The following is a 24,041-nucleotide window of genomic DNA, read 5'->3' on the forward strand; positions in this document are numbered from 1 at the left end:
TAAGGTGGTTGTGGGGTGCTCAAATTTCACTTCTCATATGGCCACTTTTTCTTCACATCATCTCGCTTATCATAGATTACTAAAATCTAACCTTGTTAATGTTACACCTTCCTCATAAATTGTATTTTGCAGTTATAAAATATTGCTAAAACTGCAAGTCTAGCAGTAGAAACTGATTCAATTCCTGCTTCAAAGAAAAAACCAGACCATATAATCGAGGTCTGGTTCGTTCTGTTAGTATCTATTGATTTCGGGCGCCGAAACGAGTTCTGTATAAACAACAAACCGTTCAGGAGCATCCCCGATAAATTCAAACGGATAGCACGTTGTAAGGGTTAAAGTTTCATAGTCAGTCGGGACAGCGACTGTCTTGTCATCGGCCTTGACGACCTTGAAACTCTTAGTTTTATAAACAAAGTCGCCATATGGTGTCGTAAAGGTGACCTTGTCTCCCTTTTTCAAATGCTTCAGTTTGGTGAATACGGTATCGCGGTGTCCACTCAGGATGACGTTACCGCCCTGCCCTGGCAGTGCACTCCCCGCAAAATGACCCGCACCATGTTTTAGCTGTTGATCTTCCGTTCCCTGGACAACTGGTACATTTAAATCGAGCGATGTAAACTTCAATTGTCCTATACCCTCACCAGGAGCCGGAAGAGTAGGCCACGGCTGGTCAAACTTCCTTTTTTCCAAATCTGGTTTGTATTCTTTAGTTGCTGAATGCGCTAGTAGAACGGATTGTTTTGTAAGGTCCAGTCCAAAATAGGCGACAATACCCACACCAATGGCTATAAACAAGCCTGGAATCCCAAAAGCCAACCATTTCCATTTCGACTTAGTGCTTTTCTTCTTTTTCTTTCTTTTTCTTTTCTCTTCCATTATTTAATTATGACTCAAGCGATTTTCTAGATCTAGCGATAGCCGGCATAAGGCCCGCTGTTCCTAGTAGAATCAACATACCGCCAATAGCGATGTATGTAGGATTGTCGGTCGCAGTTTTTGGAAGAGTAGCGCTTGGCATTGGAACGAATTTCCCTTCTGCTTCAAGTTGTTCCTTCGCGTCTACACCCTTTTTAAATGCATTGATTTTAGCTAAAATTGCAACCGAAGAAAGGTCTTCTAGAGTAGGGTCCAAAGTAGCCAGTAGGTTACCGTTCAAATCCTTAATCTGAAGTTGAAGACCTGTTGTTCCTGGCTCATAATCCTTAAGATCAGCGATGCTTAACGCACGTCCTTGGTCATCCACAAATGTTACATCTAAATGAGCTAGTTTGACATTATCCATGAAAAGACGGACTATTTCAGCTTTTTGCGCTGTAGTCAAATCCTCTACATTATTAGTCTTCTTAATAATCTGGTTCGCTCTTTGCGTGTTTTGATTAATCTGTGTTAGTTCCTTCTTGGATAGATCGATAGATTGTAAATAAGAGTAAAGATAATCCACATGATCCAAGTTTAAAGCTTCTAAGGAATCAACCAATTGTTGTGCCGGAGACGTTTGTGCAGCAAATGCAGGTGTCGAAGGAGATAATGCAAATAAAGAAAGTCCTGTCGATAGTGCGATAATTGCCGTACCTTTTTTAAAGGATTGTTTTAATAACATGTTGCCACCTCTTTTCGTTTATGGTATAAAGGGTATCATTTATTACCGTAATTTTCAATTGTTTACAGAAAAAAAGACAAGATTGGTAACATTTCCCTGCACCTTTCAACAAAACCTCCCAAATAATACCTGCCTTTTTTCGCAGACGAAGACTAAAATGCATTGTTTTAAGTTTATAATTTGGAGTATAAATTCTATATATACTTACAACTTAAGCATTTTAATAATTTGAGAGTAGATAAAGCAACTTGCTTTTCAACACGAAAGCTGGCTGTCAAACTTCTCGACATTCTCCTGATTAGAGGCCTTTTGATGTTAGGAAAGTTATCAATGAAAAAAAGAAGATAAAGTTCCCCATACTAAAAAAAGCGCTCTGGCTAAGCGCTTTCTGTTAATTAACTCTATAAATATTAAGTTTAAACTTATGTTTTTCTAACTTGTTAATTAACTTTGCTTTTAAGTCATTACACATGCAGTCACTTATAAGTATTTCGATTTCACACATTCTTACAAAATGCCAATAATACTTAAGTCGATAAAACATTTTCCTCATAACCTAACCTCCAAAGAACTTCATAAACCGTTAGAGCTTCTAAGGAGTCGTATTCGAGAACTGGCTGACTTAGCCCGCAGGACTTTAGCCCCTCTAGTTTTGCGTCCCCATCTTTCAATGAGTTTGCCTTTATCGTACGATTTATGAATATAGTATTATTATCGCACAATCACACTACATATTAATAGGTATATATAACTATTAATTACAGGCTGTTGAAAAAGTTCTTTCAAAAGACTTTTTATTGTTCTCATTACTTAAGATTGGATATAGAGATGGCAAGGTGTAACTGCTAGACTAAAGTGAACAGTTTTTCTAAATAAAAATGAACACTTTTTCACCTTTTTAAAGCTAGTTGAGCTATGGTAGTTTTTCGACATAGTTTAGCTGGAAGATTTGAAAGTTGGAAAAATTACATTTGTATACTCATGTTCATCAATTAAAGAAACAAGGTTTTAAGGTAGCTGCTATCTCCAAGAAGCTCGGTATACCACGAAACACTGTGTACAAGTATTTGGAGATGTCATTTGAAGAGGCAGCGAATTGGGTTGCATCATTGGGTTGCAGAAGTAAAAATATATTCTTACCAGGACCTGATTCTTAAATGGTTAAAAGAACACCCTAATCTTTCTTCTGCACAAGTAGACGATTGGTTAAAGGAAAAACATCCTGCTTTTGAGGTTGTGAGTAGTACCATTTAGGAATTGTATTAGTGAATAAAGGAATGTCTACCACATTCTGAAAGTGCTTCATGTTCGTATAATGAGGCGGTTGAGGAACTTCTGATGGTATGCAGGTTCAGGTGGATTGGGGAGAAAAAAGGGTTAAAAATACAGATAACAAAGAAGTGAAACTGCATTTTATATCTTTTGTTCTGTCGTATTCGAGGTTTAAGTATGTAGCATGGCTGGACAGGCCCATTTACCACAAGGGACACCATTAGGTGTTACGAATATGATTTCAGTACTTTGGAGGAATACCTGAGGAAATCGTTTATGACCAGGATCACCTCATCACTGTAAGCGAACATACAGGAGACATCATCCTGACTGGAGACTTTCAGCGCCTATAAAAAAGAGCGTGGTTTTAGAATTTATCTCTGTAGAAAATTAGATCCCCAAAGTAAAGGCAAAATAGAAAATGTGGTCAAATACATTAAGGTAACTTTGCCAGAACCGTGTATTCTCAAATATAGAAAGCTGAAATGAAAAATGCCTCTCCTGGCTTGAAAGGACAGATAACCATAATGTACATAATACAACCAAAAAAAGACCAGCAGAAGTGTACGCCCTGGAAAGGAACACTTAAGACCAGTCTCATCCCTGCTCTCTTTCGAAAGCAATCTAAGTAACAGTATAACAAGAACTGTCCATAAGAACAATGTTATTAAATACAAATCTAACCGATATTCACTTCCTCTTGGAATCTTCCGGCCCAAGGGAGACAATACGGTTTACATCGAAGTAAAAGAAAACGAGTTGATCATCCGAGCAACTCCGGATGGAGAAATTCTTGCCCGGCATAGATTGAGTAGTGAAAAGGAGAGTTAACAAGAATCGATATTACGCGAGAGATAGCTCCAAAGGCACTGAGGCATATAAGAGACTGTTGTACGCCAATTTTCTGACCTTGATCAGACAAAGCAATTTATTCAGGAATTCACCCATAGATAACCAAGATACTTAAGAGACCAACTACAAGTCATTAAGCAAACTATCATTTCAGTATAGGCTTGCCATTGATGAAGCACTGACACATTGGATAAGAAACCAACTGTGGAGTGGCTAGTGACCTCCGAGATATTGCGCAGGACCTTCTACGGCTCAAAGAAAAGGTAACACCATCCACCTCTCACTTAACCAAATAAAGAAGAAAAACTCCGTAACAAAAGCCCTCGCAGAAACACGGGATTTAACGACTTATGTAGAGATAATGGGAGGCATTCAACAATGGCAGGAACTGTAGAGCATCTTCAGGACAATTCCCTCCATCTTCTGATGGTAGAAATCGCAGACGAACTGCGGGCTTTACTTCAAAGTACAGAAAAGTATCCTTGGACTTATCTTGAATTCATTGAGGCACTTCTTTCTTTCGAACTAAAATGGCGCATAAGGAAAAGAAGCGGGAAAAGTGGCTGAAAAAGGCCAGAGTTCCCTTACTATAAAACGCTGGATGAATTTAAGATAGTAGAACAGCAGTCATTTTAGCTCCCGGCAAATTGAACAGCTTAAGGAACTAAATTGGCAAGATTTTTGCAATACAACATGATTCTTCTTGGACCTCCGGTGTTGGAAAAACACACATATAGCGATAGGACTTGGATTGGAAGTAGTTCATAATGCTTACAAAGTATTTTTAATACCATGGGAGAATTGATTAGCATCCTCAAAACCCAGGAGTACCTTCGGAAATCACAACTCCAACGAAGGCCTTTATAGAAGCAGATCTCGTAATCATAAACGATTTGATGTATATGGCAAAGGATCAAGAAGCATTTATTGTTCCACCTCATTAACGATCAGTATAAACGAAGTTCAGTCATCCTTACATCAAAAAAGGGACCAGAACAATGGGGAGAACTGATGGGTGGCAATTACCACTGCTATTTTGGACAGGCTTCTTCACAGGGTTAAAGTTATTCATCTTAATGGAGAGAATTATAGGAATTAAAAATAGAATGAGCAAAAACTGTTCAAAACTACTTGAGGGTTACACCTTGTTTTGGCAATAGCTCAATTGGACGGAGATCGTCCCCTCATTTATAGCGACCGGGGTTCCAGTAAACTCACCCAAGATTTAAGCGAAGATTATATCAAGCAGAGATTACGCAAAGTATGTCCCGAGTTGGCCGATGTATTGACAATAGTCCAATGGAATCCTTTTGGGGAACGCTGAAAAGTGAAAAGTTTTATCTGGAGAAATATGAGACGTTTGATAAGCTTTGCTATATTTATAGAAGAGTATATTTACTTTTATAATTACGACCGATACCACCAACGATAAACGGCCTTCGCCCTAAGGAATACAGAGTTAAAGCCGCTTAGATTGTGTTTATTATTTTCACTGTCTACTTGACGGGGTGTAGTTCATTATATCATTAGGCCCAGCCGGTAAGTTTTATCCTCACCGACATTTATTTGCTTAAATAACCATTGGGATGACTCTTATGCCAATTCCATGCATCAGAAATAATTTTTTCTAATGAATCAAATTTTGGTTTCCACCCTAATATCTTCCTTGCCTTTTCCGATGAAGCAATGAGAATAGCTGGATCGCCTGCTCTTCTCAACTTTACTTCCGCAGGAATCAGATGATTAGTCACCTTTCTAGCTACCTCAATTACTTCTTTAACTGAGTAGCCACTACCATTACCTAAATTTAAAATTTCACTCGGATTATCTTTTCTTAAATATTCTAACGCTTGATAATGTGCAGATGCTAAATCCATTACATGAATATAATCCCTAATACAAGTACCATCTTCTGTAGAATAATCATCACCAAACATATAAATTTTATCTCTTTGACTAAGTGGAACTTGTAAAATCAAAGGAATCAGATGAGTTTCAGGATTATGATCTTCCCCAATATTGCCACTTTCATGGGCTCCAGCAGCATTAAAGTATCTTAAAGAAACATATTTAATACCATAACCTTGTTCAAACCACTTCATCATTTTTTCCATGGCTAGTTTTGTTTCACCATAAGTATTTGTTGGCTTGGTTTCATCTTCCTCTAAAATAGGGATGTTCATGGGTTCTCCATAGGTAGCTGCGGTTGAGGAGAATACTATTTTTGTAACATTATTATCCTTCATAACATCCAATAGACACATCATTCCATATACATTGTTATGGTAGTATTTATATGGCTTGGCCATGCTTTCTCCAACTAAAGAGTTAGCTGCAAAGTGAATAACCGCTTCAATATTATGAGTTTTAAAAACGTTGTCCAAAGCATCTTTATCTCTAAGGTCTATATGATAGAAATAATCTGCATCAATTGATTTTCTATGACCACTCTGTAAATTATCAACAACAACAACTTCTTCATTATGATCTAAAAAATATCTAACTGTATGGGAGCCAATATAACCTGCTCCCCCGGTTACTAAAATACACATTTTCTTTATTTTTGCCCCCTATACTTCTAACACATCAGCAATTCTCTTACTTGCGAAGCCATCACCGTAAGGATTGCTTGCTTGACTCATTTTTTCATACTCTTTTTTATCTTCAAGGAGTAATTTAAAAGTCTGATAAATATTCTCTTCATCAGTTCCAACCAATTTCAATGTTCCCGCTTCTACACCCTCTGGGCGCTCAGTTGTATCACGCATAACCAACACTGGCTTACCTAAACTCGGAGCCTCCTCTTGAATGCCGCCACTATCAGTCAATATTAAATATGATCTTGATAGGAAATTATGAAAATCCAAGACTTCTAATGGTTCAATGATTCTTACCCTATCGTTATTTCCTAGTATGTCATTTGCAGCTTCCCTTACTACGGGATTCATATGAATCGGATAAATTGCCTTAATTTCCGGATGTTCATTAACAATCCTTTTAATGGCTTTAAACATATTTCTCATTGGTATACCAAGATTTTCTCTGCGATGGGCTGTTATCATAATAAGTGTGCTATCAGCTGCCCATCTTAGCTGGTCATGAGAATAATCATTTCTTACCGTTGTTTTAAGCGCATCAATGGCTGTGTTGCCAGTGACATAAATAGTAGAAGGCTCCTTACCCTCCTTTATGAGATTTTCCTTTGACATCTCCGTTGGTGCAAAATTATACTTCGCTAAAATTCCGACAGCTTGCCGATTAAATTCTTCCGGATATGGAGAATAAATGTTATATGTTCTTAGTCCAGCCTCGACGTGACCGACTGGAATCTGTAAATAGAAACACGCTAAAGATGTTACAAAGGTGGTAGAGGTATCACCGTGAACTAATACTACGTCTGGCCTTACTTCCTCCAATACATCCTTCATTTTTCCCAGGATATTTATAGTTACATCGAATAGCGTCTGTTTTGATTTCATAATGGATAAATCGAAATCAGGGACCACATTAAACGCATCTAATACTTGATCTAACATTTGTCTGTGCTGACCGGTAACACAAACAACCGTTTCCAATTTATCTCGTGTTTTTAGCTCCCTAACCAAGGGACACATTTTAATGGCCTCTGGCCGTGTCCCAAAAACAATCATTATTTTTTTTCTCATTAGTTATTAACCTAACCTTTCTTATATTTTAATTGATACCCCATATCCTTATACAATAATAATACTACCTATTTTGATTAATCCTTACATAAAAAGGGATTTATAACGAGAAAACCGCATACTCTACTCCACCAAAACCATTAACTGATTATTCTTCTTAATCTTACGAATAGATCTTTAATTAACCCTTTATTCATTAACTCTGCCACTAATAAGAATAGTATGCCTAATATTAGTGAGAATACGACAGCATAAGTAATCCAATCCATCCAAGACTGAATGGAGACTGCTACCAAACCATTCATTAAATTTATAGTTATTATTAATAATAAAACATTCAACAGTATTTTTATTAGCGAATTGGTGGGCTTTATGAGTAATATTTTTCCACTAGAATATAAAATAATATCTATCGAACGGTATAAATACGAAACAATACTGCCCAAAAGCACACCATATAGAGCGAAAAACTGCACCGCTATCAGAGATGCAATAACATTAATTGTAGCCTCGATTGCTGCTCTATTCCTGGTTTGAGTATAATGACCCGAGGCTTCAATCAAAGTATTCAGTGGTATTCGATATGCATTGAATAGACCTACAATTAAAAACATAACTGTTAACAATTCATTAGTATATGATGCATCATTAACGCCTTTTGTATATAGTTCAATAAAAGGATTTACCATAATAAACCCTATACAATATAGCCAGGTTGAAAAAGTATAAAATAAAGTTTCGTAATTTTTGAATATCTCAATTAAGCTAGTGTGACTTTCTTGATAAATTAAATTACCAAAACTTGAAACAGTAGACTTTGAAAACAATTGAAGTATTGTTATTAATGCACCAAAAATTAAGTTATATATTCCATAGATACTTGCATCCTTTAAGCCACAAAAAATTGAAACAATTATTAAAGGGGTATTGAATACTATAAGACCCGAGATTTGATGGGAAAGAACCGACCATCTTTGCCCCATTGATGAATAGTCAGGTTTAACTCTATAATTTATATAAGGATACTTACGTTTTATATACTTGGCTGTTAGAAACGTTCTGATCAACATCCCTATAATAAACATACCTTGAACTACTAAATAATCAAAACCGAGATTTATTGCTTTTATTTTTAGTATAGAGGTAATAATTACTGTTAGTATTAAAAAGGTATTTAATATATATGATTTCTGATCGGCTACTAACAGTACTTGCATCTTACCGTTAACGAAATATTCAACTATACTTCCGCCTGACATTACTATAATTAGTATAGTAATTTTATAATAGGCCTCATTCGAATCTATTAATAGGGGATATGCAATACTTACTATAAGGGTTAGTATTAAAAATAAGTATCCCGTCCTTTTATAAAGTTGATTACATGCAGATAAAATGGAGTTTATTTTTGGATAATTACTTTGTCCTATAGGCTTGTAAAGCGCTACAATGCCTGTTAAAGCTATCCCAGCTTCAACCAATTTTAAATAGTTTATTATCTGTGTTATTGTAAGGGCCAAACCATTTATTTCAGACCCAAATGAAATTAGAAACAGTCTTACAACGATAAAATTCATTAGCGCATTTACTAATTGATAAATAAATGATGTGGCTAGCGAATATAAAACATTTTTACTTCTCATTCTTTTCCTTCTTTATAATATTATTGAATTCTGAAATACTGTTACTGTTTTTAAATTGATAATTATTAACGTTATTTTTTATATTCATGTATTGGGTATAATCTACCAAAAGCTCTTTAACAGCTTCAAAAACCGCCTTACCACTTTTGTCAACTATTATTCCCTCTTTTTTATCAACGATAGCTTCCCCTGCACAGTTAAAGTTAGTACAAATAATTGGAACATGTAGTACTAAAGCCTCCATGATTGTTACAGGCAAGCCTTCATAATCAGAAGTTAATACTAGCATATCTGCATTAGCGAGATAGGGATAGGGATTTTCTTTATAACCTACTAATTCAATAAATAGATTTAATTTGTTTTTTATAATTTCGTTTTGTAACCACGTTTTATCCTTACCGCTTCCCACAATGTACCACTTAAAGTCTAGTATATTTTCTTGAACGAGTAACTTAGCACATTCAATTATTCTATCAAACCGCTTTTGAGAATTATCTATTCTAGCAACAGTAACGATATTTTTTTTGTTATTTATCCCAAAGGGGTTAAACTCTAACGATTTTTCTATTATTTCATTTATGTTTATTAGGTTATAAATCAAATACGATTTGTTTATTAATCTAGGCTCCAATTTTTCAAATCTATTTTTGCAATCCTTTGATACGCTAATTATTGCATCAAACTTATTATACAATTTAAAACAATTTCTAGTATTTATACCTAGAACTTCAGGGTTATTATGAATCCATGCTAATTTTTTATTAGTTTTAACCTTATTTAAAACAAAATAATCCCATATCCCAGGCATACCAGTATAAGAAACTGCGACATCAAAGCCTTTTATTTTTTTTATTCTAAACAGTAAAATTCTATATATTACTTTTTCTAATCCTATTTTTGATAGGTATCTAACAGCACCTTTAAATATATAATGTATTTTACTATTTTTTTTCAAATCACTCTTATGCGTAGACATAATTTTAAGTAAAGTATCAAGATACTTTGGTTGGGAAATAATATTTATATTTTCTTTTAGTTGAGAATTCATTTGATTTCCACGCCCAAGTATGCAAATTGTAATGTCATGCATTCTAGACAAATCATTTACGAAGTTAACCAGGGCCTTCTCCATACCACCATTATTTAAATTACTAACCACAAAAATTATTTTCATTTTCAACCCACACTAATTTATCTTTTTTTAAAGCTTATTCTAATAATTCTATTCATCTTTACTGCTAACCATAATTGTATATACTTGTCAAATACAAACATTAATAATATTGTTATATTTAATCCAAGAAATAAACCTAACCTTACGACCATGAAAGTATAAATAAATACAAAGTCTATTGAAGAAGTTTTATATATAAGTTTATCGAGTAGAATTACAAATACACACATTAATATAGAGAAAATGGGAGCACCTACAAAACCAAAATAGGAGTACCCTTGAATTATTAATGGTATTATTTGTGTTAAGGAGACTGAGCCTGTGGGGTCTACCCCATTAAAAAGGTAATTAAAAAAATACACCGTACTGTTTGTCTCATCAAGGCTCAGCATATTTCCTAGGTAGCCCGTCCATAGAAAGAGGTCATTAATCAAGGTTTCAAAATTTATATTACTATTAAACAATTCCACACTTTGTACGCCCAAAGCCACATTTTCCGGTCCGGATACATAAAGCTGCAAGTTATTAGCTAAGAAATTTAAACTTATATCGGTATCTCCCCCATCTGGTCTCCACGATCGTGGTGCAAATAATCTAAAGATTGATATGGCAGTTAGCATTCCTAAACCAAAAAAACTAATCAATACTATAGTGATTTTTCTTTTTGAATAAAAACAGTACCATAAAACCAGAATTACACAAATGATATCCACCAATATATTAGTTCTATTTTCCCCCTGGAAAATACCTACAAATAAAAATGAAACAAGTAAAGATAGTATATAATATATTATGTTTTTGTTATTCTCATATTTTGATGCAAAATATTTTACTAACAACAAATATAATACCATTTTAGAGATGATTAGCAATCTAATATCCAGTCCCCGAAAGTATGATATCGCACCCAGCTTAGCATCATCAATAGAGAAAAATTGAAAATTGCCTAATAGGGCCGGAAAGAGTGCTATCAGTAATGCTGAAATAGCAATAATAATTATATAAACAACATTTGTACTTTTTTTATTTAATACTTTAGGTTCATTTTTCACCTTACCATTTAGTAACAATTTATTTCCCAGTAATACAATTGTTATTACACAAGCTGTAAGTTCATAAATCATTAATATAATAGCCGAATTTAAATATTCACTTTTATACCCTATTGATGAATGCTCCATCCTCTCAACTATAACTAAGATTAAAGGCATTATACTGTATCTAATCATCATTACAAAATACAAAAATCCCAATCCTATATGTCTTGTTGCTAATATTGTAAATCTGGGAAACAGCATTAGTAAAATACTAAATGATAACGGCAAAAAACCAATCATATAATACTTATTTAAACTAAAAGTTATTAAGGAAATAATTATTGCCATAATCATTGAATAAATAATTACAGCAACATGTAAAACTTTATATTTTTCCATAGGAATATCTTTACCTCATTTCCATGCAAACCCCATTCTAAAATAATTTACTCATCTCTTTGGCAATATTCAAATAATGAAATTCATTTGCAGGGAACACATTAGTGTTGTCATATTGTTTTAGGTTATCGAAAACATTTTTTATTGAGTTAACATTATTCTCACAAAGTATATACCTATTGAATTTGGATAGATATGAATAAAGAGTCTCCTTTGTTTGTTCATCTCCATCAATAATAAATATAACCGGTTTATTTGTAGCGGCATAATAATTAAGTTTGGCTGGTATTTGTGTTCCCTTTATATTACACACTCCAATTAATATATCTACCTCAGATTCAACTTTTTCAATTTCATTTAATGAAACTCTTGACTTAACAGTAATATTTTTCGTCGTTTTCAGAGGAATGTCGGTATTTCCATATAAATGTAAATGAATATTATGATTGCTACTAATATAGGAATATAAAGGTCCTAAGTTTCTTACGTTAGTAAAATAATTACCAAAATATCCCACTTTTAATTCAGAGTAATTAATAGGCTTTTTCTTATATATCTTTTCTTTTATATAAGGAATAGGAATAAAGTGCATTTTATTGCCAAATCTCGGGAAAATTTCTCTTTGTTTGTTTAAAGTTAACGGAGAAACATATATCACTTCATCTGCATTTTCGATTAATTTTTCTTCTTTATGTTTTATATAGGAGTTAGGAAGCTTTAGCTTATTAGTGATGTCTATTAATATTGGATCACCATATAATTGTATCCACTTACCATAACAATTTCTGTGGTTTTTAAAAATCCATTTGCCAATTAAGTGAGATGACTTTGGGTCTGAAGCAGTAATCATTACATCATAATAGTTATTAAAAATATTTAGCGTAAATAACTTTTTTACTAGGATTTTATAATGGTCAAATAAAGAAAAACTATGAAATAATTCCCGCAATACCTTTTTTGCAGTGTATTTAATTTTAGAATTCTCACCATCCTTTGCTATAATAGTAGCTGTTCTATAACTTATTGGAACTATTTTTGCCTCATCTAATCCAAGGGAGCTAATTAATTCCTTATTATATAATGATGGTGATTCAGCGCATAAGATTGTAACTTTATTACCAAGTGCTAAAAGCCCTCTTATAATTGCTATATTACCTATATTTGCAGAACTGGTATTTGATATTGGTGAAGATGTAATATACAATATTTCCACGACTAACCCCCTATTTGATAAACTCCATAACTCTTTGAATAAAGTGATTATCCTCATCTATGATTTTAGCAAGTTCATTGTCACAGTCTAACCTGAATTTACCGATATCCATTCTCAAATATTCATGATATAGATCATCTGCCAAACTATTACTATCCAGATCTACGTTTATTCCTATACCGGCCTTACTAGCTCTTTCCCCAGAATGCACTTTGGGGTTAGCCCAAAAAGGAATTTTATATATTAAAGAGTCATAGTATTTGTTTGGCATTGCATATAAATTAGCATAACTTCCCGTTCCATAATATGCATTTATAATATCAGCGTTTGCTAATAGATTCATTTTTTCTTTTCTATTATACTTGCCTGTAATTTTTACATTAAGAGAGTTATCCTCACAAAATTGTTTGAATTTATCTGAAGTTACACCATAACCATGATAAGTAATATTAAATCGAACATCATTTGCCAATTTCAAAGCTATTTTTTTGTCAATTTCAAAATGTCTTACCGCTCCAATAAAAGTAATATTTATTGGTTCTTCAATCCCTTTTGACCTTTTAAATGATTTGGCTTCTTCTATTTCTTCTCGTATTATGTTATGAGATACTACATATTTATTTGATGATGGTAAAAATGTCTTAAATTTATCAGAAGAGATCGTGGTAAAAAATGAATTCTTTATTACCATGTTTTCTATCAATTTAAATGGATATAACTTTTCAAATGTGTAGTCCCTGATATCAAAAATATATTTATTTTTATAATTCTTGACCAAAAAATCACACATAAAAATACCGGTTAATGTAGTAAGAATTATTAACTTATCATATTTTCGTTTGCTAATAGTCTGTAAAACAAAATTTCTAAAGCCTAACAAATCCTTAATCTTTTTACCATATGATGAACTTAGCTTAGAAGTCTTGTTATAAACAATTGATTTATATTTTTCTGGACAATCGGGAGCTCCTAATCTATTCCAATAAATCACTTCAAAATCTTCATTTTCTGATTCTAAAACATCAATATATTTTTGCATATATGGTGCATAAGTTGTGTTTAGTAAAAATACTATACCTACCATATAATTCCCCTTAATTCAATTATTGACTTTATTTTTTTAAATATTTTAAGAAAATTGTTTATCTTATTCTTATTATCCAAACTATTTCATTTAGAGACTAATTGATAAATATTTTGCAATTTACTTTTGGACTTTTCTATACTAAACCTTTCAACAGTATCTTCATTATATAATCCCATTTTGTCTCTTAACACTTTGTTACTTTTTAATTCTTTTATTCCATTTGCAAAGCCATTTATATTTTTCGGGCTGTAACTATAACCAGTTTTACCATTCACTGAATAATCTACTATTCCTTGTATATTCGAAGTTATAATTGGTAGCCCAGAGGCCATAGCCTCAAGAGCAGCAATTCCAAGGCCCTCTCGTTTTGATGGAAAGGCAAATAGATCGGAAGCCTTACACATTTCAGCAATATCCTTACGGACACCTAATAGCCTTGTTTGGTGTTCAATTCCAAGCTCTTTAGATAAATCCCTTAAATGCTTCTCTAATGGACCTTGTCCACAAATTATATAATAAATCTTGGCATCATTAAGCATTGCTATAGCTCTAATAATTGCTTCATGATTCTTCCTTTCACCTAACTCACCTACTGATAGTATAAGAAACGCGTCATCAGGCACCCCTATTTCGCTGCGTTTCTTAGTCCTGTCCACAACTACTTCATTAAATTTTTTAGTATCAATCCCCACTCCTGGAATATATTCAATTCTCCCAGCTTTAAATGACTTATTAGCTCTTTCATAGTCTTCTTTATTAATTGTAATTAAAATATCTGTATATCTTGCAAGGTAGCGTTCAACCGGGTAGTATACTAACCAGTCTTTAAATGAAGCACCTTTATAAAAGTGAAAACCGTGCGCAGTATATATCACCTTTACATTATCAACTTTTTTACACGCAAGCCTAGTACACACTGAGGCTACTGGAGTATGAGTATGTACAACATCATATTCTCCCTCGATAATAAGCTGTTTTAACTTTTTATAAGCAACTATATTCTGTTTTTTAAAAGGTGAGCGTTGAAACTTTATATTATAAACTTTACAACCACGATTCAATAATATAGGACTAATTTCCCTATTAATATTGCAGGCTATATGCACTTCATGTCCCTGATCTAATAGCATTTCAATATGAGGAATCATAAATGCATTTATTGTATTTGAAATTGTAGACACATATAATATTTTCATAAAAAATTCTCCTGCCAATAATAGTAACTGAATGAGACTACCTTTTTATTTTTTTATTTTAAGTTCATTAAACTTCATCATATATATTCCTTCATCATACATTCCCATTTCACTAACATTAATATCTCCATTTACATTATTGATAATCATCCTTGGCACGTTTACCCCACTCTCAAACGCATGCGGGTAGCCTCCACCAAAACGAGGATTTACTTCAGAGATGTAATATTCACCTTTCACTTTAAAAATATCAATATCAATAATACCTTTAAACCCAATTATTTGAACTAAATTCTTAATTAATTCAAACAGCTGTTTATCCTTAATTGAAACGGATTTATCAGTTTCACCAGCCCTCATTTTTATTTTTTCCTTTGTAAATATTGCTACTGGCTCATCAGAAAAAATGTCGATATAAACATCAGCCCCGTATTCTGTTCCATCCATAAATTCCTGAATCATTAAATTATCAAATCTACTAAATAATAGTTCAATTTCCTCTTTCGAAGTAACCTTATTTATATTGATACTTGCGCTACCTTTCACAGGTTTTACAAATACTGGATAATTAATGATTCCTGCTTCCACATCTTTATAAAATTGCTCTTTGTCAACATAACTTTTAACGGTTTGGAATCCATTTTGAACCAAAAATTTAAACATTGTATATTTATCGAAACACATTTTAACTACTTCCAATTCTGAGATAATAGGGAGTGTACCAATATCTACAAATTCCTGTTTATGTTCTGCAAGGAAACTAAGTTCAGGATCTATTAGCGATAAGACAGCTTTAATATTATTTTCCTTGCAAATTGAAAGAATAACGTCTAGGTATCCTTCATCTCCCACTCTTGGAACAATAAAATGTTTATCTGCTTCATATAAAGCAGGTGCCAAATCGCTACAATCAGTAGCAATAACAAGCCCACTGCTGCCTAGTTCTTTTTTAAAGTACTGTACAATTTTATTTCTTGTCCCGCAGCTTAATATTAGTATATTTAACTCGTTACCCATTCGTCAGATCCTCCCAAAGGCTAGCCTTTTAAAAATCTACTGATTTAATTAGCTACATTGCTATAATCAAATAAACTTTTCCATTAATACTAAATCCTTATATTCACCTTTAATAAATCGTTCATCTTTAAATTTTCCTACTTTTTCATAACCTAGGGAGTGCCACATATGTGTAGCTGATTCATTATCAAATACAACATTTAACTTTATTTTTCTCAAGTTTAAATACTCTTTCGCAAATCGCTCAATTAATCTACATGATTCTTTTCCATATCCTCTACCCTGGGTACTTTTGTTTCCAATGTAGAGGCCTATTTCACTTGTACGATGAATCCAATTAATACTATATAAACCTACCATTCCAATAGGTAGATTTTCATTATCACAAATGATAAATCGCTTATTATTACCTGTAGTATCTATCATAGAGTCCATCCACTTTTCTTGTTGATCTATAGATGTTGGCATAAACCCCCCACCTAAATAACGATAAGTTTCTTCATCGTTTTTCCATTCATTTAAGAAAGTAATATCTTCTTTGAGAATAGGCCTAAGATATACTTTTTCTCCTTTGATCACATTCTCACCACTTTCATTTGTAATTGCCGACCCTATATAGACTTTTTTGTAGACTTTTTGTCAGTTTCCATATAGATATTTTCAGATTTAAAAAGCTTAAACACTGTTTTAAACAAAATCTTAATATCAAGCCATACATTAAATTCATCAATATATTTGTTATCTACAACAATTCTGTCATCCCAGCTAACTGAATTTCTTACTTTTACTTGTGCTAACCCTGTTACTCCAGGGTGCACTGTAAAACGTTTTTTTGCCCAATCAGGATAGTTTTCAAATCCATCGTATGGATAATAAGTAACCGGTGGGCGAGGGCCTACAAGGCTCATTTGTCCCATTACAACATTAAAAAGTTGGGGTAATTCATCAACACTTGTTGCACGGAGTATTTTACCTACCTTTGTTATTCGATTATCATTTTTACTTTTTACTGTTAATCCATCCCCAAGTTTTTCAGCATTAACAACCATTGTTCTAAATTTAATGATTTTAAAAATCTTACCATTCTTTCCTAAACGATCTTGTTTAAAAAACACAGGACCTTTTGATGTCAACTTAATAGATATGGCTATGATAATAAGAATTGGTGAAATCATAATTACACCAATTAGACTTCCAAAAAAGTCTATTAACCGTTTAATAAATAAATTCAAGACTCTCATTGATTATCTCCACAATCCTTTAATTATCTTAACAACTCTTTCTAATTCTTCATCCGTCATCTTTGTATCAGACGGCAAACAAACACCATTCTCAAAAAGTTTCTCCGATACACCTTCACCAATAAAATCAAATTTCTCAAAGAATGGCTGCATATGCATAGGTTTCCAAACCGGCCTTGATTCGATATTCTCAGCTTCCAATGCTTTAAATATATCAATAGGTCTAACTTCACAAGATAACGTTATCGAGCTTAACCAATAATTTGGTTCCTCCCATTCATTGCTAGGCATGAACTCCACACCTTCAAGCTCACCAAGCTCTCTCTTATAAAATTCAAAAATATAATTCTTTTTCGCAACTCTCTGATCTAACACTTTAAGCTGCCCTCTTCCAATCCCGGCAACAACATTACTCATACGGTAATTAAAACCTAATTCACTATGTTGATAATGTCTTGCTTGATCTCGGGATTGAGTGGCCCAAAATCTCGCCTTAGAAATTCTCTCTTCATTATTAGAAACAAGCATTCCACCCCCGGAAGTTGTGATAATCTTGTTTCCATTAAAAGAAAAGATTCCATAATCACCAAAAGTCCCAGTATGCTTACCTTTATAGTAAGTACCCAATGACTCGGCAGCATCTTCTATAACGGCTACATTATGTTTCTTACAAATCTCCATTATCTTATCCATATCTGCAGACAAGCCATATAGATGCACAACAATGACTGCCTTTACTTCTGGATACTTCTCAAATGCTTCTTCTAATGCTTTTGGGCTCATATTCCAAGTTTCATAATCACTATCGATAAATACAGGAATAGCATTTTGATAGATGATTGGATTTGCAGTAGCAGAGAAAGTAAGTGTCGGGCAGAAAACAATATCCCCTTCTCCGACTCCTGCTGCTTTAAGAGCCAAATGAATAGCAGCTGTTCCTGAAGACAGTGCTGCAGCAGCTTTAGAACCAACCCTCTCAGCAAGCTCTCTTTCAAATCCATTTACGTTTTCACCAAGGGGCGCAATCCAGTTTGTATCAAAAGCTTCCTGTACGTATTGTATTTCATAACCTTCATCACTCATGTGTGGAGAAGAGAGGAATATTCTTTCTTTCACTTTTGTCGATTCCATTTTCTACACTTCCTTCCAATTCGGGCAAAAGTTAAGCCCCTTTCCCTAAGAATCTCTGAAGGAAAAGGAGCTATATACTAATTACCTTTTGATAAATAAGAATCTGGCATTGCTAGGTTGCTAATGAAAGCACTTTGTTTTCTTTTCTGTTAGCAAGATTTATTACGTAAGTTTTTAATTCATTTGTTGAAAAGCCGTCAAACTGATCAAGTAAAAAACTGATTTCCGCTTCCTGTTCCAAGACAGCCTTTCCAATGAAGATTTTCGGAAACACAGGTTCTGGATAAACTTCTTTTTCATTCAACAATTCTTCAAACATTTTCTCGCCGGGTCGAATTCCTGAAAAATTTATGCCGATTTCTTCTATTGTATAACCAGAAAGTCTGATGAGGTTTTTAGCCAGATCAACAATTTTGACAGGTTCACCCATATCAAGCACAAACACTTCTCCACCACGAGCCAGAGTTCCTGCCTGAATAACAAGCGTCGAGGCTTCCGGAATTGTCATAAAGTACCTAGTCATTTCTGGGTGGGTAACAGTTACTGGCCCTCCAGCCTGGATTTGTTTCTTGAACAAAGGAATGACACTGCCTCTGCTTCCTAGTACATTACCAAAACGAACGGCAACGAATTTTGTATTACTAGTTTTGTCTAACTTTTGAATAATCATTTCAGCAATTCTCTTGGTAGAACCCATTACGTTAGTAGGATTAACAGCTTTATCTGATGAGATGAGAACGAATGTATCTACACCGAAGGTATCTGCGGCCTCCGCTACATTTTTTGTACCAAAGACATTATTCTTCACAGCTTCTCTTGGATTATACTCCATCAATGGAACATGTTTATGGGCTGCGGCGTGATAGACTACGTTAGGTTTGTATTCTTCCATTACCTCAAACATTCTTGTTCGATCTTGAATATCGCCTATAACAGGAATAATTTCAACTATACTGCCATATTGGTTTCGAAGTTCCATTTCTATCTGATAAATACTATTCTCTCCATGTCCAACTAATACAACCCGCGAAGGTTCGAACGAACAAATTTGCCTGCAGATTTCCGATCCTATCGATCCACCTGCACCGGTAACAAGAACAGTCTTTTCTTTTACATATTGGGAAATGGAGTCAATATCCAGGTCAATTGGTTCACGGCCTAATAGGTCCTCTACTTGTACATCTCTAAATTGGTTAACAGACACTTTACCAAGCATAATATCTTCTATCATCGGCATAATCTGAGTTTTCGCATTTGTTTTCGAACACTCTTTAAAAATACGATTTAGCTCTTTTTTGTTCAATGAAGGAATGGAGATAATAATTGTATCAATTTGCATTAATTGGACTATCTTCCCGATACTACTGGTTTTGCCTACTACAGGTAGACCCAGAATATCCAACTTAAATTTTTGCGGATCATCATCTATAAATGCTACTGGTTTTAACTCTATATCATGATTGTTTAAAAGCTGACGAGCCACCATTGTTCCAGCTGAACCGGCGCCGATAATTAATGTACGCTTTTTTTTGAGATTTGTTTTTATATAACGATCTCGGAACATACGCCAAGAAAAACGTGATCCTCCGATTAATAAAAGATGTAGCATCCATGTAATTAATAATGCCCTTATATAAACATTTTGGAATGCCAAATATTGCACTAAAGCTGTTACAATCATCGAATAACTTATCGCTTTCGAGATGGAGATTAATTCTCCTACACTCGCATATTGCCACGCCTTATAATACAACTTATATTTAGCCGCAAACATATGGTGACTTACTAATAAAGTAATAGATGTCACTAAAAGAGTGGGAATCTTAAAGATACCAAGGTCAGGATTTAAGATTAAATAACTAAAATAAATAGCAGTAACTACAATAAATGAATCTAATAGCGGCAGAAATGTTAATCGCTTTCGGTACGTCAACCAAATAGCCCCCCTTTAAGCATCATCTTCACCATAAATCAAAAAACCGTAATTCACCCAGACGGTTAAACCTCTATCCGAAAAATTAAACTAGTGTTTCTTGTGAAGAAACAACTTCTTTTAAATACTCTAAAATGTCTTCTCTTAAATCTTTGTGCTGCAAGGCAAATTCAATCGTTGTTTTAATAAATCCGAATTTCTCCCCTACATCGTATCGAATACCTTCAAAGTCATAAGCAAATACTCTTTGGATGTCATTCAACCTCTGGATGGCATCTGTCAATTGAATTTCTCCACCCGCACCTGCTTCCTGTCGATCAAGAAACATAAAAATCTCTGGAGTTAAAATATAACGTCCCATTATCGCTAGATTGGAAGGAGCCGTTCCTTGTTTTGGTTTTTCTATAAAGCTGTGCACTTGATATCGGCGTCCATCTTGACTAGCCGGATCAATGATCCCATAACGGTTTGTTTCTGTATCAGGCACAGTTTGTACCCCAATTACAGAGGATAGTGTTTCTTCATATTGATTTATTAACTGCTTAAGACAGGGAGTATCACTTTGAACTATGTCATCCCCTAATAAAACAGCAAACGGTTCATCACCTATGAAATTACGGGCACACCAGATAGCATGTCCTAATCCTTTCGGTTCTTTTTGGCGAATATAGTGGATATCCGTCAGATTAGTAGAATATCGAACCTTATCTAATATATCTAACTTCCCTTTTTCAAAGAGATTCTGCTCTAACTCAAGTGCATTATCAAAGTGATCCTCAATCGCACGCTTCCCTTTTCCTGTAACGATAATGATATCTTCAATACCGGAAGCTACTGCTTCTTCTACTATGTATTGAATAGTAGGCTTATCCACAATTGGCAGCATTTCCTTTGGCATAGCCTTAGTTGCCGGTAAAAACCTTGTCCCTAATCCCGCTGCTGGAATGATAGCCTTTCTTACTTTCTTCAAATATATCTCCTCCTCATTAAGTTGTCACAGGCAGTTAAATACAAAATGGTAAAACACAGCTTTAACCTATGTTCTATCATTTAATATTTAAATTACCAGCTAAACAAATTGCTTCTTAATCCGATAATAAACAAGATGGAGATTACATAATGTTAAAATTGATATTAATAAAGTGGGCATCTAACCCGTCCTCACAACATACTATTGGCGACAAGCACCTAAGGATACCTATAAAAGGCACCCCACAGTATGATCGAGTACTCCATCGGTAACGGATAGGAAGCCTCGCCGGTCAGGATGTCACTGACAGTATTACAATTATTTAAAAGATCCCAAGGAATTTTTTTACCTTCACTTTCTGAGGAATCTCTTTATAAATGGCATTGCCTTTAACTAATAGTTCAGCATTCTCGATAAAGAAATATACCATATCTGTGCCATATTGTTTTTCGACAAGATCTAAAGATTCGGAAAACATAAATCTCCGATTCGAGACATTATGAGCATCTGAAGAGATAAAATGAGCAAGATTCGCTCCTATTAATTGGTTGGTAAATTTGCTAATCTTCTTTCCAAAATAACCAACCATACTGGATGCCGTAATTTGGGTCAATGCCCCTTTCTTTACAAGCTGATATAAAATATCTGGATTCTCTATGATTTCCTGATTTCTTTCGGGATGAACAATAATTGGAATTAGGCCTTCCATCTGAATGTCATATAACAGTTGATCTGTATAACGCGGTACATGATTTGAAGGAAATTCAATGAATAAATATTTGTAAGTATTATTTAAAGTTAGTAATTCTCCGTTTTGATAACACTCTAGCATTTCCCCATATATTCTAGGTTCCTGCCCTGGCAAGATTTGAAGGGATAGGGATTGCTGTTTCAATACCTCATTTAATTCATCCACTTTTGATAAAATGGCGTGTTTAGTATTTTCATATTTCCCATTTCTATGATGGGGAGTTGCAATGATTGATGTGATTCCCTCTGAAATCGCGATCTTTGCCATTTCGATACTCTCATTGATAGATTGTGCGCCATCGTCAACGCCCGGCAAGATATGGCAATGTATATCAATCATTACATTCTCCTCCTATATTTTTCAAAATATTCCATCAATGAGCACTATGTCCTATAATATAACATGTTTCTTACATTATTGGGAGTAATTTGGAAAATTTTTTTAATTTGCACCGTAGTAATAGTAGTAATTATTGTCCTGGGTCTTTTTATTGTTCAAGACGACCCCTAACAGTTTCCCATTGGCCGTACTCAGTAATTCTTTTGCTTTCAGAATACTTTCTTTTTCCGTTTTCCCACTTGACACTACCAAAACTGTTCCATCGCAGCTATTTGATAGAATTTGTGCGTCTGCGACTGCCATGACTGGCGGTGTATCGAATATAATGAGATCGAATTCCATCTTGGCCTTCTCGATAAATTGTTCCATTGCCTTAGACCCCAATAACTCAGCAGGATTGGGTGGAATCGGGCCACTTGTAAGGATATAAAGGTTATTTTCCTCTGTCTGGTTGACTGCATCCGTCAATTCCATTTGCTTAGTTAACACATTGGTTAATCCAAAGGTATTGGTTATATTGAAGGTATAGTGGGTGGTAGGTTTCCTTAAATCCGTATCAACCAGCAAAACATGCTTGCCCTGTTGAGCGAACACCACAGCTAGATTAGAGGCGGTAGTCGATTTCCCCTCTCCAGGTCCTGCCGAAGTCACAAGCAGTGTCTGCAGATCATTGTCGATAGAAGAAAATTGTATATTCGTACGGATTGTCCTGAACTGCTCAGAGATTGGTGACTTCGGATTCAGTCTGGTTATTAATTTCCTTTTATGTTCGAACATTTTCTTTTTGGAATTTTTAAGAGCCAACAGTCTCACTCCTCGCCTTTGTGCTGTCTTGTTCTCCGATTATCGTGATTACACCCAATACAGGAAGCTCTAGTAATTGTTCAATGTCCTTCTCTGATTTAACAGTGCTATCCATATACTCAAGAAGGAAAGCTAGCCCTACTCCAGCCATCAGCCCAACCACTAACGCAATAGCGATGTTTAACAGTGGCTTTGGTTTTACAGGTGATTGTGATTCTGCAGCATCTGCCTTGGCAAGGATTTTTACGTTATCCACCTTCATGATATTAACGATTTGTGTCTGAAAGACCTCGGCTGTCTTATTGGCAATCTGTACAGCTTTGTCTGGATTTTGATCCTGGACTGTAACATTGATGACTTGGGAATCTTGTTCACTGCTGACAGTGATCTTCCCATTCAATTCGCTTGGTTTCATGTTTAACATCAAGTCGTCACTCACGATTTCTAGAATAGCTGGACTTTTAATGATCACGTTATATGTATTGATCAATTGAAGGTTTGTCTGAACTTGATTCATATCGTATAACGCTTTATCATCTTTTGACTGGTTTACAAGTATTTGTGTAGATGCCTGGTAAATCGGGGTTAAGAAAAAGTAGCTGATGATCCCACTCACCGTAACTGCGAGTAAAGTGATGACGATAATAAGACTCATTCTTTTTCGCAGTGTTTGAAACAACTCTTTCAAGCTAATCGTTTCTTCCATCATTTCCT

The 24,041-nt window shown here is 34.4% G+C and carries 22 protein-coding genes, 1 pseudogene and 1 riboswitch; of the genes and pseudogenes, 4 read left to right on the plus strand and 19 right to left on the minus strand.

All coding sequences use genetic code 11. The annotated features are described in order from the left end of the window. Window positions 1-234: 234 nt before the first annotated feature. Together V1500_RS22720 and V1500_RS22725 are read right to left on the minus strand one after the other, a co-directional pair. Window positions 235-879, minus strand: coding sequence for a class D sortase (locus V1500_RS22720; protein WP_409302855.1), 645 nt, complete (start codon window positions 877-879; stop codon window positions 235-237). 7 nt (window positions 880-886) lie between these two features. After that, window positions 887-1,603 carry a cell wall anchor protein gene (locus V1500_RS22725; RefSeq protein ID WP_409302857.1) on the minus strand — a complete coding sequence of 239 codons (717 nt, stop codon included), beginning with the start codon at window positions 1,601-1,603 and terminating at the stop codon, window positions 887-889. 605 nt (window positions 1,604-2,208) lie between these two features. Continuing rightward, window positions 2,209-2,294, minus strand: a riboswitch (cyclic di-GMP riboswitch). Window positions 2,295-2,574: 280 nt separating this feature from the next. Between V1500_RS22725 and V1500_RS22730 the strand changes: the two genes are divergently transcribed. The 4 genes and pseudogenes from V1500_RS22730 to V1500_RS22745 all read left to right on the plus strand — a co-directional run bounded on the left by V1500_RS22730 (window position 2,575) and on the right by V1500_RS22745 (window position 4,826). Beyond that, complete coding sequence (locus tag V1500_RS22730; RefSeq protein ID WP_409306092.1) at window positions 2,575-2,760, plus strand: helix-turn-helix domain-containing protein; 186 nt, start codon at window positions 2,575-2,577, stop codon at window positions 2,758-2,760. Beyond that, window positions 2,684-2,857 carry a hypothetical protein gene (locus V1500_RS22735; protein WP_409306120.1) on the plus strand — a complete coding sequence of 58 codons (174 nt, stop codon included), beginning with the start codon at window positions 2,684-2,686 and terminating at the stop codon, window positions 2,855-2,857. The genes V1500_RS22730 and V1500_RS22735 overlap by 77 nt, the downstream gene beginning before the upstream one ends. A 1,248-nt stretch (window positions 2,858-4,105) precedes the next feature. Continuing rightward, entirely contained in the window at window positions 4,106-4,294 is a 189-nt protein-coding gene (locus V1500_RS22740; protein ID WP_409302858.1) for a hypothetical protein, read from the plus strand. A gap of 360 nt (window positions 4,295-4,654) precedes the next feature. Beyond that, window positions 4,655-4,826: pseudogene (locus V1500_RS22745) on the plus strand (ATP-binding protein). A gap of 463 nt (window positions 4,827-5,289) precedes the next feature. Here V1500_RS22745 and galE read toward each other — a convergent pair. The 17 genes from galE to V1500_RS22830 form a co-directional block, all read right to left on the minus strand. Further along, window positions 5,290-6,279 (minus strand): UDP-glucose 4-epimerase GalE, encoded by a 990-nt coding sequence (gene galE, locus V1500_RS22750; RefSeq protein WP_409302860.1) that lies wholly within the window; start codon window positions 6,277-6,279, stop codon window positions 5,290-5,292. A gap of 18 nt (window positions 6,280-6,297) precedes the next feature. Then, on the minus strand, window positions 6,298-7,392 hold the full coding sequence (wecB, locus tag V1500_RS22755) for a non-hydrolyzing UDP-N-acetylglucosamine 2-epimerase (protein WP_409302862.1): 1,095 nt from the start codon (window positions 7,390-7,392) through the stop codon (window positions 6,298-6,300). Window positions 7,393-7,532: 140 nt separating this feature from the next. Continuing rightward, entirely contained in the window at window positions 7,533-9,035 is a 1,503-nt protein-coding gene (locus tag V1500_RS22760) for a lipopolysaccharide biosynthesis protein (RefSeq protein WP_409302864.1), read from the minus strand. Continuing rightward, window positions 9,025-10,209 carry a glycosyltransferase gene (locus tag V1500_RS22765; protein WP_409302866.1) on the minus strand — a complete coding sequence of 395 codons (1,185 nt, stop codon included), beginning with the start codon at window positions 10,207-10,209 and terminating at the stop codon, window positions 9,025-9,027. Before V1500_RS22765 ends, V1500_RS22760 begins: the two co-directional genes overlap by 11 nt. 17 nt (window positions 10,210-10,226) lie before the next feature. Then, a complete protein-coding gene (locus V1500_RS22770) occupies window positions 10,227-11,645 on the minus strand; it encodes an O-antigen polymerase (RefSeq protein ID WP_409302868.1) in 1,419 nt (472 codons plus the stop codon). A 37-nt stretch (window positions 11,646-11,682) separates the two neighbouring features. After that, window positions 11,683-12,858 carry a hypothetical protein gene (locus V1500_RS22775; protein ID WP_409302870.1) on the minus strand — a complete coding sequence of 392 codons (1,176 nt, stop codon included), beginning with the start codon at window positions 12,856-12,858 and terminating at the stop codon, window positions 11,683-11,685. A 10-nt stretch (window positions 12,859-12,868) separates the two neighbouring features. Then, window positions 12,869-13,942 carry a hypothetical protein gene (locus V1500_RS22780; RefSeq protein ID WP_409302872.1) on the minus strand — a complete coding sequence of 358 codons (1,074 nt, stop codon included), beginning with the start codon at window positions 13,940-13,942 and terminating at the stop codon, window positions 12,869-12,871. An 86-nt stretch (window positions 13,943-14,028) separates the two neighbouring features. Further along, entirely contained in the window at window positions 14,029-15,141 is a 1,113-nt protein-coding gene (locus V1500_RS22785; protein WP_409302874.1) for a glycosyltransferase family 4 protein, read from the minus strand. 45 nt (window positions 15,142-15,186) lie between these two features. Beyond that, window positions 15,187-16,158: an ATP-grasp domain-containing protein gene (locus V1500_RS22790; RefSeq protein ID WP_409302875.1), complete on the minus strand. Its 972-nt coding sequence runs from the start codon at window positions 16,156-16,158 to the stop codon at window positions 15,187-15,189. A gap of 66 nt (window positions 16,159-16,224) precedes the next feature. Beyond that, entirely contained in the window at window positions 16,225-16,737 is a 513-nt protein-coding gene (locus tag V1500_RS22795) for a GNAT family N-acetyltransferase (RefSeq protein ID WP_409302877.1), read from the minus strand. 32 nt (window positions 16,738-16,769) lie between these two features. After that, window positions 16,770-17,399 carry a sugar transferase gene (locus V1500_RS22800; RefSeq protein WP_409302879.1) on the minus strand — a complete coding sequence of 210 codons (630 nt, stop codon included), beginning with the start codon at window positions 17,397-17,399 and terminating at the stop codon, window positions 16,770-16,772. A 3-nt stretch (window positions 17,400-17,402) separates the two neighbouring features. Beyond that, on the minus strand, window positions 17,403-18,515 hold the full coding sequence (locus tag V1500_RS22805) for a DegT/DnrJ/EryC1/StrS family aminotransferase (protein ID WP_409306094.1): 1,113 nt from the start codon (window positions 18,513-18,515) through the stop codon (window positions 17,403-17,405). A 127-nt stretch (window positions 18,516-18,642) separates the two neighbouring features. After that, the gene (locus tag V1500_RS22810; protein ID WP_409302881.1) at window positions 18,643-20,463 is read right to left on the minus strand and encodes a polysaccharide biosynthesis protein; all 1,821 of its coding nucleotides are present in this window, start codon (window positions 20,461-20,463) and stop codon (window positions 18,643-18,645) included. Window positions 20,464-20,548: 85 nt separating this feature from the next. After that, entirely contained in the window at window positions 20,549-21,433 is an 885-nt protein-coding gene (gene galU / locus V1500_RS22815) for a UTP--glucose-1-phosphate uridylyltransferase GalU (RefSeq protein ID WP_409302883.1), read from the minus strand. Between the two features lie 322 nt (window positions 21,434-21,755). Beyond that, window positions 21,756-22,523 (minus strand): tyrosine-protein phosphatase, encoded by a 768-nt coding sequence (locus V1500_RS22820; RefSeq protein WP_409302885.1) that lies wholly within the window; start codon window positions 22,521-22,523, stop codon window positions 21,756-21,758. Between the two features lie 102 nt (window positions 22,524-22,625). Then, window positions 22,626-23,300, minus strand: a complete 675-nt coding sequence (locus tag V1500_RS22825; protein ID WP_409306095.1) for a CpsD/CapB family tyrosine-protein kinase — start codon at window positions 23,298-23,300, stop codon at window positions 22,626-22,628. 16 nt (window positions 23,301-23,316) lie between these two features. Next, window positions 23,317-24,033, minus strand: coding sequence for a YveK family protein (locus V1500_RS22830; protein WP_409302887.1), 717 nt, complete (start codon window positions 24,031-24,033; stop codon window positions 23,317-23,319). Window positions 24,034-24,041 lie beyond the last annotated feature (8 nt).

The organism is Peribacillus sedimenti, assembly GCF_046237635.1.
Lineage (GTDB): Bacteria > Bacillota > Bacilli > Bacillales > DSM-1321 > Peribacillus > Peribacillus sedimenti.

Excerpts from the sequence above, each read along its gene's own strand:
- V1500_RS22720 (WP_409302855.1), bottom strand. The coding sequence starts at position 879 with ATGGAAGAGAAAAGAAAAAGAAAGAAAAAGAAGAAAAGCACTAAGTCG.
- V1500_RS22725 (WP_409302857.1), bottom strand. The coding sequence starts at position 1,603 with ATGTTATTAAAACAATCCTTTAAAAAAGGTACGGCAATTATCGCACTA.
- V1500_RS22740 (WP_409302858.1), top strand. The coding sequence starts at position 4,106 with ATGGCAGGAACTGTAGAGCATCTTCAGGACAATTCCCTCCATCTTCTG.
- galE (WP_409302860.1), bottom strand. The coding sequence starts at position 6,279 with ATGTGTATTTTAGTAACCGGGGGAGCAGGTTATATTGGCTCCCATACA.
- wecB (WP_409302862.1), bottom strand. The coding sequence starts at position 7,392 with ATGAGAAAAAAAATAATGATTGTTTTTGGGACACGGCCAGAGGCCATT.
- V1500_RS22760 (WP_409302864.1), bottom strand. The coding sequence starts at position 9,035 with ATGAGAAGTAAAAATGTTTTATATTCGCTAGCCACATCATTTATTTAT.
- V1500_RS22765 (WP_409302866.1), bottom strand. The coding sequence starts at position 10,209 with ATGAAAATAATTTTTGTGGTTAGTAATTTAAATAATGGTGGTATGGAG.
- V1500_RS22770 (WP_409302868.1), bottom strand. The coding sequence starts at position 11,645 with ATGGAAAAATATAAAGTTTTACATGTTGCTGTAATTATTTATTCAATG.
- V1500_RS22780 (WP_409302872.1), bottom strand. The coding sequence starts at position 13,942 with ATGGTAGGTATAGTATTTTTACTAAACACAACTTATGCACCATATATG.
- V1500_RS22785 (WP_409302874.1), bottom strand. The coding sequence starts at position 15,141 with ATGAAAATATTATATGTGTCTACAATTTCAAATACAATAAATGCATTT.
- V1500_RS22790 (WP_409302875.1), bottom strand. The coding sequence starts at position 16,158 with ATGGGTAACGAGTTAAATATACTAATATTAAGCTGCGGGACAAGAAAT.
- V1500_RS22800 (WP_409302879.1), bottom strand. The coding sequence starts at position 17,399 with ATGAGAGTCTTGAATTTATTTATTAAACGGTTAATAGACTTTTTTGGA.
- V1500_RS22820 (WP_409302885.1), bottom strand. The coding sequence starts at position 22,523 with ATGATTGATATACATTGCCATATCTTGCCGGGCGTTGACGATGGCGCA.
- V1500_RS22825 (WP_409306095.1), bottom strand. The coding sequence starts at position 23,300 with ATGTTCGAACATAAAAGGAAATTAATAACCAGACTGAATCCGAAGTCA.
- V1500_RS22830 (WP_409302887.1), bottom strand. The coding sequence starts at position 24,033 with ATGGAAGAAACGATTAGCTTGAAAGAGTTGTTTCAAACACTGCGAAAA.